Here is an 18,385-nt window from a genome sequence, read left to right on the forward strand (position 1 = left end):
AATACCAAGATGACAAATGTCATCATCTATTAGTGATATCTGTCTATAACCCACTCAGTTTATTTAGTTCATAGTTTGTTTACGGTTTAAAACCTCTAAACGAGAAAACAACATGCAACTTGAAAACACTTGTGAACAGAATATTCACCCCAGCGTGATTGCCTCTGCATATGGATTGACGAAATCCTTTGCGGGTAAAAAGGCATTGGATAATATCGATTTAGAGATTAAGTCGGGACAGGTATTTGCCATACTTGGAGCCAATGGCGCCGGAAAAACCACCTTGATTAATATTTTTCTGGGGCGCCTAAATGCTGATCAGGGTGATGTGAGTGTATTTGGCGTAAGGCCTGGGTCATTGCAAGCTAAACGTCAATCGGGCGCGATGTTACAAGTCGCTAATTTACCCGAAACCTTAAAAATAAAAGAACATATTCAGCTATTTCAAAGTTATTACCCCCACCCAATGGATTATCAAAAAGTCATTAACTATGCAGGCTTGCAGCATATGCAAAATCGCTATTCCAAAAAGTTATCTGGTGGTGAAAAACAACGACTTCTGTTTGCTTTAAGCATTTGTGGTAACCCCAAATTATTATTTTTGGATGAACCAAGTGTCGGCATGGACGTAGAAGCCAGACAAGGCTTATGGCAAGGCATTCGAGATTTAAGAGCAGCGGGTACAGGCATAGTGTTAACCACTCATTATTTAGAAGAAGCAGACAACCTTGCCGACAACATTGTACTGTTGAAACAAGGGGCCATCATTAGGCAAGGCAGTAGTGACGACATCAAAGCCAGTATTAGTCACACAATAATTCGTTTTAGTAGTGATAAAAAGTTACAGGAATTCGAGCAACTACCAGCAGTCATAAACGTAAAAAAAAGTGGCAAATTTATTCAATTACAAACAGAAAACGTCAATCAAACCTTACCGCCTTTGTTATCTGCCAATCCAAACTTACAGAATTTATCGGTTTCAAGCGCTGGCCTTGAAGAAGCATTTTTACAGTTAAATAACTCGGGAGGAGAATAATAATGTTTGATATCAAACTTGCTCAAACTATGAAGACCTCTCAGACCATGAACAACTCCCTAACCATGAACATTATGCAAACCCTGAACATTTACCGTTTAGAAAGTAAGTTTGAGTGGCTAAAGAGTATCCGAAATCCTTCTTTTGCTTTACCCGCAATTTTATTTCCGGCTTTGTTTTACATGTTTTTTGGGGTTTTGATGAATCAACATGATCCTCAAGCTGCCACCTACCTATTATGCTCATACGGTACTTTTGGTATAATTGGCCCTGCTTTGTTTTCCTTTGGCGCAGGTCTAGCAATAGAGCGCGGACAAGGTTGGCTGGATATTAAAGATGCTTCCCCTATGCCAGGAGCTGCACATATTGTCAGTCGCTTGTTAGTCTCTATGGCGTTTTCAGTGATGGTGTTAATGAGCTTGGGTTTAGTCGCCTTTATCTTTACTGATGTGAGTTTATCTTTATCGCAAGTGCTAACATTATCAACCATCCTAGTGTTTGGTGGCTTACCCTTTTGTTTGTTAGGCTTAACACTTGGGCTATTGCTAAAAGCCGAAAGTGCACCTGCGGTAGTTAATTTAGTTTACTTACCCATGTCATTTTTATCAGGCTTGTGGATACCTATCAGTATGTTGCCAGACTTTTTACAGTCTTTTGCCGAATTTCTGCCACCTTATCATTTGTCACAACTGGCATTAAAAGTAGTAGCACTAGATTCAGGTGGATCAGTAGCTAAACATTTAGCTATATTGGCGTTATCCACAGTCATATTTTTTGTATTGGCCATTGTGGCGTTTAATAAAAAAAGTGTTAGATAAAAAGGGAATGAGCTTCTTGAATATTTTTCGAAAAATTGATTCTTGGTTATTACCTAGAAACCTAAACGAACAATTTTCACCTTACGTATGGCTAATTTACCTGCCGCTATTTTTTGTACCTGTCATTATTTTTCATCAAGAACCAATGGATTTGGTTTGGACCCTCTTAGCAACAATGGCATTTTTGGGTCTGTATTTCCATGCCTATTGGGTTAAAAGCCAAGATGTTATTTATCATATAGTAACCATATTGTTGATAGCTACTCTGACGGCTTTTGTTACCGCAACGGCTTGCACCTTGTTTATCTATGCAGGTGCTTTTTGCAGTAGATTAAAACCGCTTAAATATGCCGTTGCGGTATTAATTGGTTTATTGCTTTGGATAACAGCCATTAGTTGGATCTTTGATTTTGAATCCTATTTTTATATGCCCGCTCTGATATTTACCTTGATTGTAGGGGGTTTAAATATCTATCAATATGCCTTACATCAAAACAAACAAGAGTTAATTTTATCCCGCAAAGAAACCCAGCGATTAGCCCAAGTAGCTGAAAGAGAACGTATTGCCCGTGATCTCCATGATTTAATTGGGCATACATTCTCAGTGATTACCTTAAAGGCCGATCTTGCAGGGCGACTCATGGATAAGGGGCAAGACACAGATCTCGAAAAAGCCCGCACCGAAATTAAACAGCTCGAAGAAATTTCTCGCGATGCGCTTAGCCAAGTGCGCGAAGTGGTATCGGGCTATCGCACCAGTGATTTACTCAGTGAACTTGGCAATGCCAAAAACGTATTTGGCAGCGTCGATATCCAATTCCAATATCAGTTTGAAAATATCGATGAACAACAAATCGGACTGGATTCAGCCAGCAATAAAGAGTTGGCCATAGTGCTACGTGAGTTGGTAACCAACATTATTAAACACGCCAAAGCCACCCAAGTTACAGTCATTATCAAACATGAAGATGGCAAGATCGTATTAGCCATGCAAGATGACGGGCAAGGTTTTGAGAATGCACTACACAAAGGGTTTGGCATTAAAGGCATTGAAGAGCGTATTCAAAAACTCAAAGGTTTTGTAAACATCAAAACTGGTGGCGAATATAGCGGTACATTAAGTGAAATTAGCTTGCCTATGACAACTAGAGATCCATCACTATGAACAAAATCAACATTCTTTTGGCTGAAGACCAAACCATGTTGCTCAATGCACTGGCGACTATTTTAGACTTAGAAGATAACTTACATGTGGTGCAAAGTTGCGCCAATGGCAAACAGGCCTTTGACTACATTCAATCCGGGGAAAGTGAACGAGTCGATATTGTACTCACCGATATTGAAATGCCAGATATGACTGGGTTAGAGCTCGCGAAACAACTGTTTGAGTCAAAAGTCCCCTGTAAAACAATAATACTCACGACATTCGCCAGAAGTGGGTACTTACGTCGCGCCATGGATTCAGGGGTAAAAGGTTATTTATTAAAAGACTCACCCTCACAAGATTTAATCGACGCCATTCAAAAAGTACATCAAGGCGGAACCGCCATTGCGCCAGAATTAATGGTTGAGTCATGGATGGAAAAAGATCCACTGTCTGACAAAGAGCGCCACGCCTTGCGCCTGGCCAAAGACGGGCTGTCCACTGAAGACATTGCCAAGAAACTGTTTTTATCCACTGGCACTGTGCGTAATTATCTATCTTCAGCTTCCAGTAAATTAAACGCTAAAAACAGAATAGAAGCAGCGAGAATCGCCCATCAAAATGGCTGGCTGTAACTGAGTTAAAAACCATTAATCTTCGATTACCTGCGCAAAAGCGCGCACTGGAAACGTTCCCACCCCAGTAATTTTAGGAGGCACAGCAAAAAAACGGACGCCAGACAAAGGCAACTGATCAAGGTTGCTCATATGTTCACAAATCAACACGTTATTTCCCAATAAGTGTTTGTGCACTGGGCGTAATTTGCCATTGGTGTTATCAATGTTGTGAGAGTCGATACCGACTAATTTTGCACCTTGTTCAACCAGAAATAACGCAGCTTCTTCGGTTAAATGGGGGTGGTTTTCAAAATACTGTTCGGTGTTCCAATGTTGACTCCAATTGGTTTTCACCAAAACGGCTTTACCCGCCACATCTAGATCACGAAAAAACGCCACTCCAACTTCTATTTGATCGCTCGCATCTACCAATACTGCAGGTAAGTCGGCTAACATATCTAAAGACAAGTCTTCTAAATCATTACCTTTTGCATCAAAGTGAAACGGGGAATCAAGATAAGTCCCAGTGTTTGTGACCATCTCAATTTTTCCAATTTGTACTTGGTAGTCATCACCATATATTTTCTGTGATTATTCTCGGCTTAGGTAGTCAAAGATAATAGGTGCTGGCAGACCTTTATACGTGATTAAACCATCAAAGATACGGTGGCTAAGGTCAATCAATTTAGACTTTTTTGGTTGGTTTTGTGTCATAGGTGGTGTGCTTACAAATTCAATTAGAATTTGCAGATTAACTCTTATGACTGACTGATTAATACCTTATTAACTGACGTCAATATTGTTTGGTTTTTATACCAATTCATCTTAATTCCTTCTCTCTGCGCAGCCCTCTGTGGCGGTATAAACTTTAAAAACCCAAGAATAAGAAATTTTGAACCACAGAGATGTACAAAGAGCACAGAGAAAAAAAGCTATTTGTGGCTTCACCGGAAAGCCGATGCTAAGAATGCAATTGTGCTTGTCTTAACATTCTTTTCCTCTGTGCAGCGCAGCGCTCTGTGCCCTCTGTGGTAGAAAGTTTTTGTGTTGCGCCGCCCAGTGGAAAAAAAAGCCGCAATTAAGCGGCTTCAATCAACATAGTTACAATAGCGTTATGCACTAGTGTTTAATAGAAGGCCTGAATATCGGTAATGGCACGGCCTAAAATTAAGGCATGCACATCATGGGTGCCTTCGTAAGTATTCACAGCTTCAAGGTTCATCACATGACGAATTACCCCAAATTCATCACTAATACCATTGCCACCATGCATATCACGGGCAACGCGGGCAATATCAAGTGACTTGCCACAGTTATTACGTTTCATCATAGAAATCAATTCTACAGGACATTGGTCGGCATCCATTAATCGCCCCATCTGTAAGCACCCCTGCAGACCAAGTGTTATCTCGGTTTGCATATCAGCTAGTTTCTTTTGAATTAACTGATTAGCAGCCAAAGGGCGACCAAATTGTTCACGATCTAAGGTGTAAGTTCTCGCAGCATTAAAACAAAACTCTGCAGCCCCTAACGACCCCCAAGCAATGCCGTAACGGGCTTTGTTTAAACAACCAAAAGGCCCAGCTAGTCCTTTAATATCAGGAAACATGTTTTCTTCTGGTACAAACACATTATCCATCACTATTTCGCCAGTGATTGAAGCACGTAAAGAAAACTTACCTTCAATTTTGGGAGCAGATAAACCCTGCATTCCTTTTTCAAGTACAAAACCACGAATTTTCCCTTCGAGTTTTGCCCAAACCACAAACACATCAGCTATGGGTGAATTAGTGATCCACATTTTATTGCCCGTTACACTATAACCACCATCGACTTTTTTGGCGTGAGTAGTCATAGATGCAGGATCGCTGCCTGAGTTAGGCTCAGTCAAACCAAAACACCCTACCCATTCTCCAGAAGCCAGTTTAGGTAAGTACTTCATACGTTGTGCTTCAGTGCCGTAAGAATAAATAGGATGCATCACCAGAGACGATTGCACACTCATGGCGCTGCGATAACCACTGTCGACACGCTCTACTTCACGAGCTACTAAGCCATAACTCACATAATTAACTTCACTGCCACCATATTGAGTCGGCAAAGTAGCACCTAATAACCCTAACTCACCTAACTCTGTCATGATTTCGCGATCAAAATGTTCGTGCCTATTGGCTTCAAGCACACGGGGCAACAGTTTTTGTTGGCAATAATCATAAGCAGTATCGCGGATCATGCGCTCTTCTTCGCTTAATTGATTATCAAGAAACATCGGATCTTGCCAGTTATAGGGGGTTAGTTTTTGGCTCATAAGGTGACTCCGTTTATATACTTGTATAGGTAATAGTCTAATTTATCGGATTACTCTATGCTTAAAAGTGAAATAAACATAATATATAGTTTTTATATTTTTAATAACTTTTTATTATTGGTTGTAATGAAATGAATTTGAAGCGACTTGAATATTTTTGTCATTTGGCCGAGCTGGGTAACTTTACTCGAGCAGCGCAGGCAGTAGGCATAGCTCAACCGGCATTAACCGTTGCTATTCAAAAGCTAGAACATGAAGTGGGGCTAAAATTAATTAATCGTGCAGACAAAAATTCATTATTAACTGCTGAGGGTGAAGTTTTACACAAACTGGCCACCCATTTATTAAGCCAAGCTAAACAAATTGAATTGGAGCTAGAGGAACTAAAAGATCTAGAACGAGGCACTATCCGTTTTGGTGTTCCTGCGATGATGGGTTCTTATTACTTCCCCAAAATATTGACAGAATTTAAGCAAAAATATCCAAAAATAAAAATACATTTAGTTGACCAAGGCACAGCAGCCCTTGAGAAAAAGTTACTTAATAGCGAACTGGACTTAGCCTTAGTGCGTGGTGATTTAGAAGATCCACAATTAAGGTACACAAAACTTATTAATGAAGAAGTTGTGGCTGGCATGCCCAGCTCACATTCCCTAGCCGCTGAAAAAACCCTCTCACTGGCACAATTTTGTCAGCAGCCACTAGTGTTATTCCATGAAGGTTATTTTTTACGCGAGGTAGTCAGTCAATATTCAAAAAAACATCAACTGCCACTAGATGTTCGTATGGAAACCAATCTTATTGAGTTGCAAAAGTCATTAGTTCGCAATGAAGTGGGTATTACGACTTGTTTATCACGTATTTTACAAAACGAACAGCAGATGACATTTGTACCCTTTGAGCCCAAAATTGAATTTAAACTGAGTTTGGCTTGGAAAAAAAATCATTACCTTTCTCGTGCCAGCAAAGTGTTCATGACCTATTTAAGTTCAACCGTTGAGCCTGCAAATGAAGGGATTGAGAAGTAGTGCGTTAAAACTGCTTTAACCTATTCTGATACAAGGATTTGTTTGCTGGGTTTGCGACAAACTTACAAATCCAACACAACAACACTTATTAAGGATCTGTTTATACCCTATAATTCAGCGCTGCAAATAAGCGTGGTCACAAAAGAGCGATAAATTGAAAATAGTAGATGTCATTGTATTAGGTGCCGGCGCCGCTGGTTTGTTTTGTGCTGCTCAGGCGGGAAAACGCGGCCGTAACGTAGTTGTACTCGATCACGCTAAACGTTTAGGCGGTAAAATCCTGATGTCAGGGGGCGGACGCTGTAACTTCACTAATATGTACGCTAGCCACGAAAACTTCCTTTCTGATAATCCACATTTCTGTAAATCAGCGCTAAGCCGTTATACCCAATGGGATTTTATTGGATTAGTAGCCGAATACGGCATTGCTTACCATGAAAAAACCTTGGGCCAATTATTCTGTGACGATAGCGCCAAAGACATCCTTAATATGCTGCTAGAAGAGTGCAAAAAAGCAGATGTTACTGTAACCAATCAGTGCGAAATTTTGTCTATTGAAAAAACTGAATCTGGTTACACACTCAACACCGCAAAAGGCCAATATCAATGTGAGTCCTTGGTAATAGCCACAGGTGGGCTGTCGATGCCAAAACTCGGCGCTAGCCCTTTTGGTTACAAAGTCGCAGAACAATTTGGCTTAAGTGTTAAACCCACCCGCGCCGGACTAGTACCTTTCACCCTACATGAACAAGACAAAAACGTTTTGTCCGAATTAAGCGGCATTTCACTCGATGCCAGCGCCAGTTGCAACAACACCAGCTTTAACGAAAATATCCTGTTTACCCATAGAGGTCTAAGTGGCCCCGCAGTATTACAAATATCCTCATTCTGGGAGCCAGGGCAAGCCGTCGAATTTGACTTATTCCCGAATGGTGACTTATTCGCAGATTTACAAAAAACACTACAAAACCAGCCTGATGTGCAACTCAGTACTGCGCTGGCTAATCATTACCCCAAACGTTATGTGCAAGCCGCGCTGCCGTATTTAGGCATTGAAAATAAACCCCTAAAACAATACCAAGGCAAACAACTAGAACAAGCGGCCCAAGCCTTCCACCAATGGCAACTCAAACCCAACGGCACCGAAGGTTATCGCACTGCAGAAGTGACATTAGGCGGAGTAGATACGGACCAACTCTCTTCCAAAACCATGATGGCGAAAGATGTTGAGGGGCTTTATTTTATTGGTGAAGTGGTTGATGTGACGGGTTGGTTGGGAGGGTTTAATTTCCAATGGGCTTGGAGTAGTGGTTGGGTGGCTGGGCAAAATGTCTAGAAAAGAGACAAAATTAAATTTGTCTCTTTTAACTGTATATAGCTCAAGTCTTAGCTACTGAATAACCAGGTGCAAGTAGAGCATTGTCAACATCATAAAGCGTTTCTGGGTTAGCAAGACAAAGCTGGTATTCCTTGCCGTCAAGACTATGATCATGTGATGAATCCACATTCCACATTCTTAACCAGTAACCTGCTACTGCGGCTCTCACTTGAAGAATTAATATTCCATTTTCCATACCATACTCACATTCTATTGCTTTTTTATTGATTAAATTATCTAAACTTGGATGCGCAACAAGCTCCAATCGCACCATACGATTCCATTGATGATCCGATTCTATAGTCTCCTTATTAAGAACCTTGTTCTTATTTGGTTTTACATCTTTAATTCTGCCTATTACAAAATCCCAAAACCTGTCCCTATTTTTGTCATAAGAACGTATATGCCATCTAATTCCATTATCCACAAAGGAATGAGGCACAATTACAGTAGTTTCTACTCCCCTAGAAGCTGCACAGTATTCAATATTAACAGCTTCCTTATTTGCTACAGCTCTCGTCAAGTGGGTTAATACATCAATAGACGGTGCAGAAATGCGAGGAACTCCCAGCACTCCATCTGTATGAGAAATACCAATATTTTTCGAAAATGTAGTATTTCTTAATATTGCCAGCGCCTCCCCTTTTTCTATTTGAAATAGAGGGGTAAAATTTACTAAACTTAGAACCCACCTCTTTGTGCTATTATCCAAATACATATTCCCTGGCGCTAAATCGCTGTAAGCCTTAAGATCTCTAGTTGCAGCAGGCATACTCGTCTCGAACTTATCGACAATATCCCTTCTCACAACCCACCCTCTGAACAAAAGCATTAATTCGATAAAACGAAGCCTTTCTTTAACCGAGTGAGACTTTGATTGTAATTCTATTTCAGACATGACGCCCCTCCATTCCTCTTCACTCAAGATTAGCACATGAAATCAAAACATAAAACACCGAGATCACTATTTCTCATTGACATGATCAAAAGTATCATGTAAGGTGCTTTACGATCCCATAAATGGGTTGTATTCAAATTATGATATTTAGGAGAAAAATATGGCTACAAATGGTAAATCAGGAGACAACAGACGGCATGGAGCGGTCAGAGATAGATCTCAAACTCAAACACCAAGTGGGCATTGGGTAAAAAGAGATGCTGACACAGGACAGTTTATGGATGTTAAAACGTCAGAAAAAACTCCATTTAAGGGAGTTAGAAAAGAAAAATAGGCAATGGATTAAACCCATTGCCTATTTTTTGTGAAACGTGAAATAAAGTATTTACCAGATACTTATTTCAGGCAGTACGTTGGAGGATTCGCGCCTCGAAGTCATGCCGTTACATCATTCTGTACGATGTTGTAAAAGCATAGCTTTTGTCGTTTCACATTACAAGATGAGTTTCCTCCCCCAACTTAAATTGGAGGATTACACATGAATAACCCTAAATCGGTACATGTGACTACCTACCCACGATTCCGCTTTGGGCGTTGGGAGCAAGTTTGCTCTCATTGGCGCTCGATGTCTTCGTGAGTAAGTAACTGTAATGGGAAACGGTGCCTCCCTTTAATTGGCACCCTTTATTAAATTTTTAATTAAAGGCAATTAGTAATGACTAATGACAATTCCAACCATTGTGGTCACGGGCGTGACAAAGAGTTTCAGATCATCGTAAATGGTCGTTCCAAAACTGTAACTGAAAAGTTTCTATCTTTCGTTGATGTAGTCAAACTCGCATTTGATGAATTCATCGATAATGGGAGTCGAATCTATACTATGACCTTCATGAAAGGAGCCGATAAGCGTGAAGGCTCTTTAGTACTGGGAGATGAAGTACGGATTAAATCGGGGGTGATTTTTAATGTCACAGCAACTGATAAATCTTAGTCCTGACTTGAAACGTATACAGAATGAAGGTTATGAACTTGAAATTCGCAATGGGCATGCATTGATAAGCAATGTCCCTTATGTGAACAATCAGAAGGAAGTTAAGTTTGGCACATTAGTGTCAAACTTAACTTTAAATGGCAATGTAGCCTGCAAGCCATCATGTCACGTGATGTACTTTTCAGGCGAGCAGCCATGTAACCTCGACGGTGCTGAGATTCAGCAAATTAAGCACACAGAAGAATCGAAACTGTTAGCTAATGGTATACATGTAGATAGGTCATTTTCGAACAAACCACCTAACGGATATGATGACTATTGGCATAAATTTACTCAATACATTGCCATCATATCGAATCCGGCAAAAGCAATTGACCACTCAGTTACGGCCAAAACTTTCAGGCCAGTTGAGGCGGCGAATGACAGTGAAGTATTTAAATATGTAGATACAAACTCAAGTCGCGCTGGCATATCTGCTGTCTCCGCTAAAATGATGAATCAGAAAATTGGAATCATCGGATTGGGAGGGACAGGCGCTTATATTCTAGATTTAGTAGCCAAAACACCGGTCAAAGAAATACATCTTTTTGATGGAGATGAGTATTGCCAACACAATGCGTTTCGATCACCTGGTGCGGTATCGTTGGAAGAGCTAAAACAATGCAAATCCAAGGTAGAGTTTTACAAAAGTAAGTATGGTCAAATGCGAAGAGGTATTTTTGCTCATGACACCTTTATTGATGAAAACAACCTTGTCTTGTTCGATGATATGCACTTTGTTTTTGTTAGTGTAGATAATGGCTCATCTAAAAAGGCGATATTTAACTATTTGAAATCAAAAGCTATACCGTTTATTGATGTAGGTTTAGGTATTCAATTAGTCGATGACAAACTGAACGGTATTTTGCGAACAACTTTATGTACATCTGATAAAGCAGATCATCTTGAAAAGCTAGTTTCGATGGATGATGGTGTAAATGACGATTACTCTTCAAATATACAGATAGCGGAGCTCAATGCATTTAATGCATCTCATGCTGTGATCAAATGGAAAAAATGGTCTGGTTTCTACCATGACCATATCCACGAACACAACACTACCTATACGCTAGATGTAAATATGTTGCTCGGTGATGAAAATGATGATGCAGCATAAATTTGTTGAGTTCATACCAGAAGACGTTCAACAAGGAATGCTGTACGTCTCTGTTGAGTATGGTACAGCCGTTCATAAATGTTGCTGCGGTTGTGGTGAGGAAGTTGTTACACCATTAACACCTACTGACTGGAAGCTAATTTTTGATGGTGCAACTGTTTCACTTCACCCTTCCATTGGCAATTGGAGTTTCAAATGCCAATCGCATTATTTCATTCGTAATAATGAGACTAAGTGGTGTGCTTCTTGGAAAAAAGAGCAAATCATTGCTGGCAAATCAATTGATGCAGCGCGTAAAGCAGCTCACTTTAAAGAACCAGAAAGAGATAACCTCTGGACCCTGGCTTATTCAAAAGTGAAAGCTTTTTTCAATCATATATAGAAGCTAAATGGTTCGACGTGAATGGATCTCGTTGAGCCATATTTTTTAATAGAGGCGCTTGTAGAGTGCTCTTTAGCGAACCGCATAATTAACAGGACATCCATGTTAATTAATTACGAAGCAACCTAAACTTCCAATCGGTAAAGCAGATGCTTTTGCCCTATCATCCTATTGTTGCCTTATATTACTCTGCTTGAGCAATAATATTCATTCCAGCGGGTCGAAATACTTTACTTAATACCGATAATATTGGGTCGGTGTTACCTTTTTCGATATCCCAAAGAGTTTTTGCAGATAGGTCGATAAACACAGCATACTGAGTTTGTGACATTAGATACAACTCAGTACGTATCCGACGATCGGCTTGCCCCTGGATGAGACCGCCGGTTAATAAGTTATGATTAATGTCGGCCATAGTGAAAGCTGGGAAGCCAAATTGAGGGGGTTCTCTTTATACCAGCCCGCACCTAAATATTTGTCATTACTTGGTAAACCGCTATAAAGAGGATTTCCTATCGATAGCGGTCGAGTGCTAAGCCGTCTGGATCAATGTCAGGTTTTCGACCACTAATCATGTCGGCCACGAATTTTGAAGAGCCAAGAGACATGGTCCACCCAAGCGTACCGTGGCCAGTATTCAACAGCAAATTAGTATATTTAGTACCACCCAAAATGGGCACGCTATCGGGTGTCATAGGGCGTAATCCAGTCCAAAATTCAGACTTTTCGACATCACCTGCTCCAGGAAATAAATCCCGTACACTAAACTCGATAGCATCGCGGCGTTTGACTTGTAAGTCTTTATTGTAGCTAGCAATTTCAGCAATACCACCAACACGAATACGGTCGTCAAAACGAGTAATAGCGACCTTATACTTCTGATCCATCACTGTTGAAACTGGGGCTTTGCTTTCATCGATTATCGGCATAGTCAATGAGTAACCTTTCATTGGGTATATCGGAACACTGACCCCGATCTTGCCTAAAATAGTGGGAGCATAGCTGCCTAAACAAACCAGATATTGATCGGCAGTGAGTTTACCTGCAGAAGTATTTACACTGGTTATTTTATTATTGTGAGTTTCCAGAGAATCAATGGTCGTACTCATCTTGAATGTCACTCCAAGTTTTTTACATTCATCGGCCAAGGCATTGGTGAATTTAAAACAGTCACCGGTTTCGTCGCCGGGTAAATGTAGACCACCAACGATTTTATCGCGCACTTTAGCTAAGGAGGGTTCGTGTTTTATACAGCCGTCCACATCGACTAATTGGTGGGGCACATTACATTTTTGTAAAACAGCAATATCGCTTTTTGCGCCTTGCATTTCTTTTTCACTGCGAAAAATTTCCAAGGTGCCACTGGCGCGACCATCGTAATGAATACTTAGTTCTTTACGCAGAGCTTTAAAGCATTCACCGCTGTAGCGAGCAACTCGTAACATTCGCTCTTTATTAATATCAAAGGCGGATTGAGTGCACTGAGCCATCATCTTGGTAAGAAAGTTAACGGTTTTAGTGTCAAACTCTTTTAAACTGAAATACAGCGGTGAAATATCCTGCATCATCCACTTGATTGCTTTGAGTGGCACTCCCGGCGCAGCCCAAGGTGTGGAGTAATCAAATGACAACATTCCCGCATTGGCATAACTGGTTTCCAGTGCCACATTTTCGAGGCGATCCACCACTGTGACCGTATGGCCTTCTTTGGCGAGATACCAAGCACTCGTTACACCTAACACGCCACCGCCCAGTATTAATACTTCCATATTGACCTACAAACAGTTAAATACGATTAAATCAATAGCCTAGTTTATGTGCTTTTAACCAGAGAAAAGCATTGAATATTTTCAATATAAAGTTTAAAAACCTAATTAAGTTAATTTATTTAGTGGAGTAACCTAAAATGACTGATATACGAAAACGCCCCTTAGACAAACTCGATATACGAATTTTAAGCATGCTACAAAAAGATGGGCGGATCAGCTACGTTGATTTGGCTGATAAAGTTGGGCTTAGTTCTACCCCCTGCATTGAAAGAGTAAAACGCTTAGAAAAAGAGGGGTATATTGAGGGTTATCACGCTCGACTTAATCCTGAATTATTGGGCTTCAATTTACTGGTATTTGTTGAAATTTCTTTATCACACCAATCCCCTGATTCATTCAAACGCTTCAACACCGCCATACGCCAATTACCCTATATATTGGAATGCCATCTGATCTCGGGAGACGGTGACTATCTGGTAAAAGCACGGATAAAAGGCATGTCAGAATACCGCGAACTGCTTGGCGACATGCTACTAACATTACCAGGCGTGACCAATTCTAAAAGCTATATCGTAATGGAAGAAGTTAAAGAAAGTTTGGATATACCACTAAAATATGGCTAAAACATTATCAGTGTTGGATCATGTATAGATATCGAGAAAATCAACAACAGAATTAACAGGGCATCCACGTTAATTATTGTTTCTAGAACATCTAAACAGCCTTGAACTGTATTTTCACTAGTCTGTTTGGCACTTAATTTATACGAACGCACAAATTAATACCAAACCCAGAACAAAACATAACTTTTATATGCATTTTTATTAAAATAAGGAATTAATTGGGTTAGGACAAAATTAACCCCTGAATCATAAAATTAACGACAAAGATGGGCCTCTCAAAATTCGGCTTTACCCTGCTAAACCACCTAGTAATAGGATCAGAAGTATCCTCATTTCATTGCCATATATCACTTCGCTTGAGCAATAATATTCATTCCAGCGGGTCGAAATACTTTACTTAATACCGATAATTTAGGATCGGTGTTACCTTTTTCGATATCTCGAAGGGTCTTTGCAGATAGGCCTATAAACGCGGCATACTGAGTTTGTGACATTTGATATAACTCGGTACGTATCCTGCGAGCAGCTTGCCCCAGCGTCAAGCAGCCCGTTAATAAGTTATGATTAATGTCGCCCAATAAAGTTTTGCGTTCTTCCACTGTAAGGTTATGCATTGATTACCCCCATACGCTGTAATTTTTGTTCTATGAAGTTAAAACCAATGGCTGGGAAATCTAAAATTTCTTCAGGACATCCTTGTTCCTCTAGGTATTTGGGAACATTAATTAATTTATTAGCCAAGTTGTTTAAAAAAGCCATCATTTCTTCCGGTGGACAGTATTCGCCTAAATACTGAGCGACTTGTGCAAAGTTTACCTCCCCTCCTGTTTCACAATCTCTACCCCATTTAAATAAACGAGTCACCATTTCAGGGTCGGCTTTCATAGGCGCAAAGTCATAAATTGGCGCGAAACGAACATCGTTGTCTAACTTTAAAAATGCAGTGTTTCTGCCATGGTTGTCGGAATTCCCAAACACAATATTCAGTAAGTCTCTGGCTACATACTCTTTGACAAAATCTGCCGGTGACATTTTGCTTACCAACTTTAATCGCTGCCATAAACGGTCGATCACATCAAAATGCTCTTGTGCGCTGCCTGGCCCTGCTTCAATAATGGAATAAACACTTTCTAGGCCAATACGTTTTGCTAGGTCATTTTCACTGACCACATCAAAGCGCGGTAACCATAAACTGACTTGGCCTTGATATTCTTCTATTCGCAGCTCTTCAACATCGATAGTTTGTAAGCTTGTATCAGCTAACAATTCGGCAAGAACACGATAATAAATGCCTTCGGCTCTTAAAACGTTATTGTCACGTTTACTTTTATTGTTACGGGCAAATTTAACTAAATAAGGCGTCGCCGCTAATGGTTTTCCAGCAAAGTCAGCATCAATATAAACCTGTTCATCTTCTACCATTAATAACAATTTGGGAGCGACACCACCAGCTCCAGTAGCACCACCTATCGCCGCACCTTGTTGGTTGGTATATTCGAGAAAATCGTATTGCATGGTAATAGCCTGCTCGATTGGAAAGCGCATATCATTTTGCTGTGGTCGGCTTTCAAACGCTTGTTTAACTCGCAAGTGACCAATAGGTGCAATACAAGCATGGGTCAGTAAACCAATGTTTTGTTGAAACTCCGATTGCCGAGCTAGATCGAGATAATCCAGCCACCACTGGCGCGATTTACCAGCAGGTAAAATGTCATCTAATAAAGCAGGCCAATGTGGGTAATCTGTAGGAACGAGACTGACTTCAGCATTTAAGGTACAGGCCCATTGGTCTCGCTGCCCAAAGGAAGGTACCGCCATAATAAACTCATTATTATAAGTCAGAGTGACGGTGCCATTTAGTGCTGAACTTGAAAATTCGATGTTCGCTGCATCGTGCCATTGCCCGTTTACAAAAAGTTGTATACTGAGTGCCATTGCCGTCTCACTTATAACTCTGTTAATCGTCAACGTTATTAATCTTATCTAGTCGGTAGTCTATTACCGTTTAAATAAGATAACAATCACATTATCGGTAGTTTGTTACCTATTTTAACTGCTTATTCGTTTTATTTCGGTAATTTATTACCGTTTTAACCAGACAAAAATTAAAACCTGAATGAAAAAATAAACAAATCTGTGAGAGAAATACAGTGAGATCAAAGCCGGTGAAAATCAACGGCCCTGGCACTATTGATTTAATCGCCAAATTGAAAACGCAGTCCTGCGTTAACAGTAAAACCATCATTTCGCGACCAAATATCTGTTGTCCATCTGCCGCTGGGTGCTTGTTGTATAAGCAGCAGTGACTCATTTTCAGTTTGGCGCACATTTAGCAAATTTTCGGCGTTCACAAAATAACTGATTTTTCCTATGGTAATTTGACCTAATAGACCTAAGTGCCAATAGGCGTCACTACGATTTCTGTAGGGATTATTTTCTAACTCTTGAGTACCGGTATAATAAGCTTCAAAACCAAGCAAATGGCTACCATGTTCTTCCCACATAATTACAAGTCCGGCTGAGTGTTCTGGAGTCAGGGCTAAAGGCTTACGCCCAACCCCCAACTCTGCTTCTTTAGTGGCGTCTGTGTATAAGTAACTACCTGTAAATTTAATATCTTGCCACTTATAACGTAATAATAATTCAGCGCCACGAATTTCACTTTCGCCAATGGCATTAACGATACGCACTTGTTTTTCGGAAAACTCATCGGCGCCATCTATTAGGTCTAACTCCGTGACATTATCAATATTTGATGCAAACAATGTCATGCTGGTTTCTAAGCTTCCTATTGCATAACTCACATCTAATGAGGCGGTGGATGCGCGCTCTTCTTGAAGATCTTCTAGTGGCGCAAGGCGAGATAAGCCAACTTCGTCAATGTCTTCAATAAATGGGCTGGGCGCAAAATATCCCTGTCCATATGCGCCTCTTATGGTCCAGTTTTCTGGACTATACAACAAAGAAATACGAGGGCTGACTTGGGTGCCGTACTCACTATGCCAATCGGTACGGGCACTAAAAGACATAGAAATATCATCACTTGCATCATAATCTAGTTGCGAAAATACCCCGGGCACCTTGTACGAGTAATTAAATTCTGAAAAAGTATCAGAGTCAAAACGCTCATTTTGCAGCGCAGCCCCTACTAGCCATGCGGTTTTATCAGAATACCCAGATACACTCGATTCGATTAAGTAACTTTGGTGGCTATCATTTTCAAACAGGCTAGCAAATTGATGCTGGTGATCTTGATCCGTTGCCGCGCCACGCACATTGACGTTCATGTCCTCACCCAATGCTTGATCGAATATAAAGCCAATATCACTTCTTTTTGTGTCTTGAGTTATCGCAAAGCCATTGCCATCAGGTAGCACAGCCGTGCCTAAGGTACCGCCATTTCTTTGTTCTGACATTGCACCTACAGTAACGTATAAATTGGCGCCATCGTTGTTGTTCCAATAAAAACGTGGACGTACACTGCCCCTTTGATAACCCGCCATATCGAGCCAACCATCATTATCCAAATCCTGTTTTGCTTGGTGATGCACGCCTGCTGTAACTGAAGCACTTAAATCATTGGTTAAAGGTGATGCAAAATAAGAGGTAATATCTTGACCGTCTTTGGAAGTAAGATTAACTAACACTTCTCCTTCGAATTCGTCAGTAGGCGTGCGGGAGATGAGGTTAATCACTCCGCCAAGTGCTGAGCCACCATATAAAGAAGATGCAGAACCCTTAATTATTTCCACATTTGCAAGGTCGGTAGGTGGAATTTGTAACAGCCCAATCGACGCAGTTTGACCACCGTATAAAGGTAAACCATCACTCAACAGTTGTGTATAACGTCCGTAGAGCCCTTGTAACCTAATGTTAGCACTGCCTAACGCTGGTGAAGTGGTTTGCACTCTAACGCCACCGGTTTCAGCCACTAACATAGAAATATTACCTGGGCGCATCAGTGCTTTTTCTTGAATTTCTTCGCCATTGATTATTTCAGTTCGCGTTGCGGATTTAGTGACAATACGCCCTAAACGTGAAGCCCGAACTTGAATGGTTTCAATTTTTGTTTCGTCATGCTCATGCTCCTCATGGTGTTCCTGTTCTTCATGTTGTTCTTGCTCTTGATTATTGTTATCTGCAAAGCAAAATGTGGGAATTAACAGTATTACAACTGCTGTTATTAAAGACGTTTTGTACATTGCTACCTCTGGGGGAACTTTGCTAATAATTGAGC

The 18,385-nt window shown here is 40.6% G+C and carries 19 protein-coding genes; 11 read left to right on the forward strand and 8 right to left on the reverse strand.

The features are described from left to right. The first annotated feature begins 112 nt into the window (after positions 1-112). The 4 genes from GARC_RS23005 to GARC_RS23020 are packed head-to-tail and all read left to right on the forward strand — an operon-like array spanning position 113 to position 3,633. Positions 113-1,036, forward strand: a complete 924-nt coding sequence (locus tag GARC_RS23005) for an ABC transporter ATP-binding protein (protein WP_007625062.1) — start codon at positions 113-115, stop codon at positions 1,034-1,036. 2 nt (positions 1,037-1,038) lie between these two features. Continuing rightward, a complete protein-coding gene (locus GARC_RS23010; protein ID WP_007625064.1) occupies positions 1,039-1,854 on the forward strand; it encodes an ABC transporter permease in 816 nt (271 codons plus the stop codon). A 7-nt stretch (positions 1,855-1,861) separates the two neighbouring features. Then, on the forward strand, positions 1,862-3,019 hold the full coding sequence (locus tag GARC_RS23015) for a sensor histidine kinase (protein WP_039990414.1): 1,158 nt from the start codon (positions 1,862-1,864) through the stop codon (positions 3,017-3,019). Beyond that, positions 3,016-3,633 (forward strand): response regulator transcription factor, encoded by a 618-nt coding sequence (locus GARC_RS23020; RefSeq protein ID WP_007625067.1) that lies wholly within the window; start codon positions 3,016-3,018, stop codon positions 3,631-3,633. The genes GARC_RS23015 and GARC_RS23020 overlap by 4 nt, the downstream gene beginning before the upstream one ends. Before the next feature lie 15 nt (positions 3,634-3,648). Here GARC_RS23020 and GARC_RS23025 read toward each other — a convergent pair whose 3' ends face one another. Beyond that, positions 3,649-4,155 (reverse strand): cyclase family protein, encoded by a 507-nt coding sequence (locus tag GARC_RS23025; RefSeq protein ID WP_226989295.1) that lies wholly within the window; start codon positions 4,153-4,155, stop codon positions 3,649-3,651. Between the two features lie 586 nt (positions 4,156-4,741). Next, positions 4,742-5,923, reverse strand: a complete 1,182-nt coding sequence (locus GARC_RS23030) for an acyl-CoA dehydrogenase (protein ID WP_007625068.1) — start codon at positions 5,921-5,923, stop codon at positions 4,742-4,744. A 131-nt stretch (positions 5,924-6,054) separates the two neighbouring features. On the opposite strand from GARC_RS23030, the gene GARC_RS23035 reads away from it, so the two are divergent. Then, positions 6,055-6,951, forward strand: coding sequence for a LysR family transcriptional regulator (locus GARC_RS23035; RefSeq protein ID WP_007625071.1), 897 nt, complete (start codon positions 6,055-6,057; stop codon positions 6,949-6,951). A gap of 154 nt (positions 6,952-7,105) precedes the next feature. After that, positions 7,106-8,287: a BaiN/RdsA family NAD(P)/FAD-dependent oxidoreductase gene (locus tag GARC_RS23040; protein WP_007625073.1), complete on the forward strand. Its 1,182-nt coding sequence runs from the start codon at positions 7,106-7,108 to the stop codon at positions 8,285-8,287. A 43-nt stretch (positions 8,288-8,330) separates the two neighbouring features. Here GARC_RS23040 and GARC_RS23045 read toward each other — a convergent pair whose 3' ends face one another. Further along, positions 8,331-9,227 carry a WYL domain-containing transcriptional regulator gene (locus GARC_RS23045; protein WP_007625079.1) on the reverse strand — a complete coding sequence of 299 codons (897 nt, stop codon included), beginning with the start codon at positions 9,225-9,227 and terminating at the stop codon, positions 8,331-8,333. Positions 9,228-9,387: 160 nt separating this feature from the next. On the opposite strand from GARC_RS23045, the gene GARC_RS27080 reads away from it, so the two are divergent. The 4 genes from GARC_RS27080 to GARC_RS23060 all read left to right on the forward strand — a co-directional run bounded on the left by GARC_RS27080 (position 9,388) and on the right by GARC_RS23060 (position 11,756). After that, positions 9,388-9,561, forward strand: a complete 174-nt coding sequence (locus tag GARC_RS27080) for a hypothetical protein (RefSeq protein WP_007625081.1) — start codon at positions 9,388-9,390, stop codon at positions 9,559-9,561. A gap of 381 nt (positions 9,562-9,942) precedes the next feature. Next, positions 9,943-10,218, forward strand: a complete 276-nt coding sequence (locus GARC_RS23050) for a multiubiquitin domain-containing protein (RefSeq protein WP_007625083.1) — start codon at positions 9,943-9,945, stop codon at positions 10,216-10,218. Further along, positions 10,193-11,374 carry a ThiF family adenylyltransferase gene (locus GARC_RS23055; RefSeq protein ID WP_007625086.1) on the forward strand — a complete coding sequence of 394 codons (1,182 nt, stop codon included), beginning with the start codon at positions 10,193-10,195 and terminating at the stop codon, positions 11,372-11,374. The genes GARC_RS23050 and GARC_RS23055 overlap by 26 nt, the downstream gene beginning before the upstream one ends. Continuing rightward, the gene (locus GARC_RS23060) at positions 11,358-11,756 is read left to right on the forward strand and encodes a DUF6527 family protein (protein WP_193363088.1); all 399 of its coding nucleotides are present in this window, start codon (positions 11,358-11,360) and stop codon (positions 11,754-11,756) included. Before GARC_RS23055 ends, GARC_RS23060 begins: the two co-directional genes overlap by 17 nt. 184 nt (positions 11,757-11,940) lie before the next feature. On the opposite strand, the gene GARC_RS23065 is transcribed toward GARC_RS23060, so the two are convergent. Both GARC_RS23065 and GARC_RS23070 read right to left on the reverse strand, forming a co-directional pair. After that, positions 11,941-12,171: a helix-turn-helix domain-containing protein gene (locus tag GARC_RS23065; RefSeq protein WP_039990371.1), complete on the reverse strand. Its 231-nt coding sequence runs from the start codon at positions 12,169-12,171 to the stop codon at positions 11,941-11,943. A gap of 97 nt (positions 12,172-12,268) precedes the next feature. After that, on the reverse strand, positions 12,269-13,525 hold the full coding sequence (locus GARC_RS23070; RefSeq protein ID WP_007625089.1) for a D-amino acid dehydrogenase: 1,257 nt from the start codon (positions 13,523-13,525) through the stop codon (positions 12,269-12,271). 137 nt (positions 13,526-13,662) lie between these two features. Here GARC_RS23070 and GARC_RS23075 point away from each other — a divergent pair, with 137 nt between their 5' ends. Continuing rightward, positions 13,663-14,148, forward strand: a complete 486-nt coding sequence (locus GARC_RS23075) for a winged helix-turn-helix transcriptional regulator (RefSeq protein ID WP_007625090.1) — start codon at positions 13,663-13,665, stop codon at positions 14,146-14,148. 347 nt (positions 14,149-14,495) lie between these two features. On the opposite strand, the gene GARC_RS23080 is transcribed toward GARC_RS23075, so the two are convergent. The 3 genes from GARC_RS23080 to GARC_RS23090 form a co-directional block, all read right to left on the reverse strand. Continuing rightward, positions 14,496-14,762, reverse strand: coding sequence for a helix-turn-helix domain-containing protein (locus GARC_RS23080; protein WP_007625091.1), 267 nt, complete (start codon positions 14,760-14,762; stop codon positions 14,496-14,498). Continuing rightward, positions 14,755-16,083, reverse strand: a complete 1,329-nt coding sequence (locus tag GARC_RS23085; protein ID WP_007625092.1) for a type II toxin-antitoxin system HipA family toxin — start codon at positions 16,081-16,083, stop codon at positions 14,755-14,757. The genes GARC_RS23080 and GARC_RS23085 overlap by 8 nt, the downstream gene beginning before the upstream one ends. A 260-nt stretch (positions 16,084-16,343) precedes the next feature. After that, on the reverse strand, positions 16,344-18,350 hold the full coding sequence (locus GARC_RS23090; RefSeq protein WP_007625094.1) for a TonB-dependent receptor plug domain-containing protein: 2,007 nt from the start codon (positions 18,348-18,350) through the stop codon (positions 16,344-16,346). Positions 18,351-18,385: the final 35 nt, after the last annotated feature.

Origin of the sequence: Paraglaciecola arctica BSs20135 (assembly GCF_000314995.1) — a bacterium.
In the GTDB taxonomy this organism is placed as follows: domain Bacteria; phylum Pseudomonadota; class Gammaproteobacteria; order Enterobacterales; family Alteromonadaceae; genus Paraglaciecola; species Paraglaciecola arctica.

Coding starts and splice junctions, on each gene's coding strand:
- GARC_RS23005 (WP_007625062.1), top strand. CDS start 113: ATGCAACTTGAAAACACTTGTGAACAGAATATTCACCCCAGCGTGATT.
- GARC_RS23010 (WP_007625064.1), top strand. CDS start 1,039: ATGTTTGATATCAAACTTGCTCAAACTATGAAGACCTCTCAGACCATG.
- GARC_RS23015 (WP_039990414.1), top strand. CDS start 1,862: ATGAGCTTCTTGAATATTTTTCGAAAAATTGATTCTTGGTTATTACCT.
- GARC_RS23020 (WP_007625067.1), top strand. CDS start 3,016: ATGAACAAAATCAACATTCTTTTGGCTGAAGACCAAACCATGTTGCTC.
- GARC_RS23025 (WP_226989295.1), bottom strand. CDS start 4,155: ATGGTCACAAACACTGGGACTTATCTTGATTCCCCGTTTCACTTTGAT.
- GARC_RS23030 (WP_007625068.1), bottom strand. CDS start 5,923: ATGAGCCAAAAACTAACCCCCTATAACTGGCAAGATCCGATGTTTCTT.
- GARC_RS23035 (WP_007625071.1), top strand. CDS start 6,055: ATGAATTTGAAGCGACTTGAATATTTTTGTCATTTGGCCGAGCTGGGT.
- GARC_RS23045 (WP_007625079.1), bottom strand. CDS start 9,227: ATGTCTGAAATAGAATTACAATCAAAGTCTCACTCGGTTAAAGAAAGG.
- GARC_RS27080 (WP_007625081.1), top strand. CDS start 9,388: ATGGCTACAAATGGTAAATCAGGAGACAACAGACGGCATGGAGCGGTC.
- GARC_RS23050 (WP_007625083.1), top strand. CDS start 9,943: ATGACTAATGACAATTCCAACCATTGTGGTCACGGGCGTGACAAAGAG.
- GARC_RS23055 (WP_007625086.1), top strand. CDS start 10,193: ATGTCACAGCAACTGATAAATCTTAGTCCTGACTTGAAACGTATACAG.
- GARC_RS23060 (WP_193363088.1), top strand. CDS start 11,358: ATGATGATGCAGCATAAATTTGTTGAGTTCATACCAGAAGACGTTCAA.
- GARC_RS23065 (WP_039990371.1), bottom strand. CDS start 12,171: ATGGCCGACATTAATCATAACTTATTAACCGGCGGTCTCATCCAGGGG.
- GARC_RS23070 (WP_007625089.1), bottom strand. CDS start 13,525: ATGGAAGTATTAATACTGGGCGGTGGCGTGTTAGGTGTAACGAGTGCT.
- GARC_RS23075 (WP_007625090.1), top strand. CDS start 13,663: ATGACTGATATACGAAAACGCCCCTTAGACAAACTCGATATACGAATT.
- GARC_RS23080 (WP_007625091.1), bottom strand. CDS start 14,762: ATGCATAACCTTACAGTGGAAGAACGCAAAACTTTATTGGGCGACATT.
- GARC_RS23085 (WP_007625092.1), bottom strand. CDS start 16,083: ATGGCACTCAGTATACAACTTTTTGTAAACGGGCAATGGCACGATGCA.
- GARC_RS23090 (WP_007625094.1), bottom strand. CDS start 18,350: ATGTACAAAACGTCTTTAATAACAGCAGTTGTAATACTGTTAATTCCC.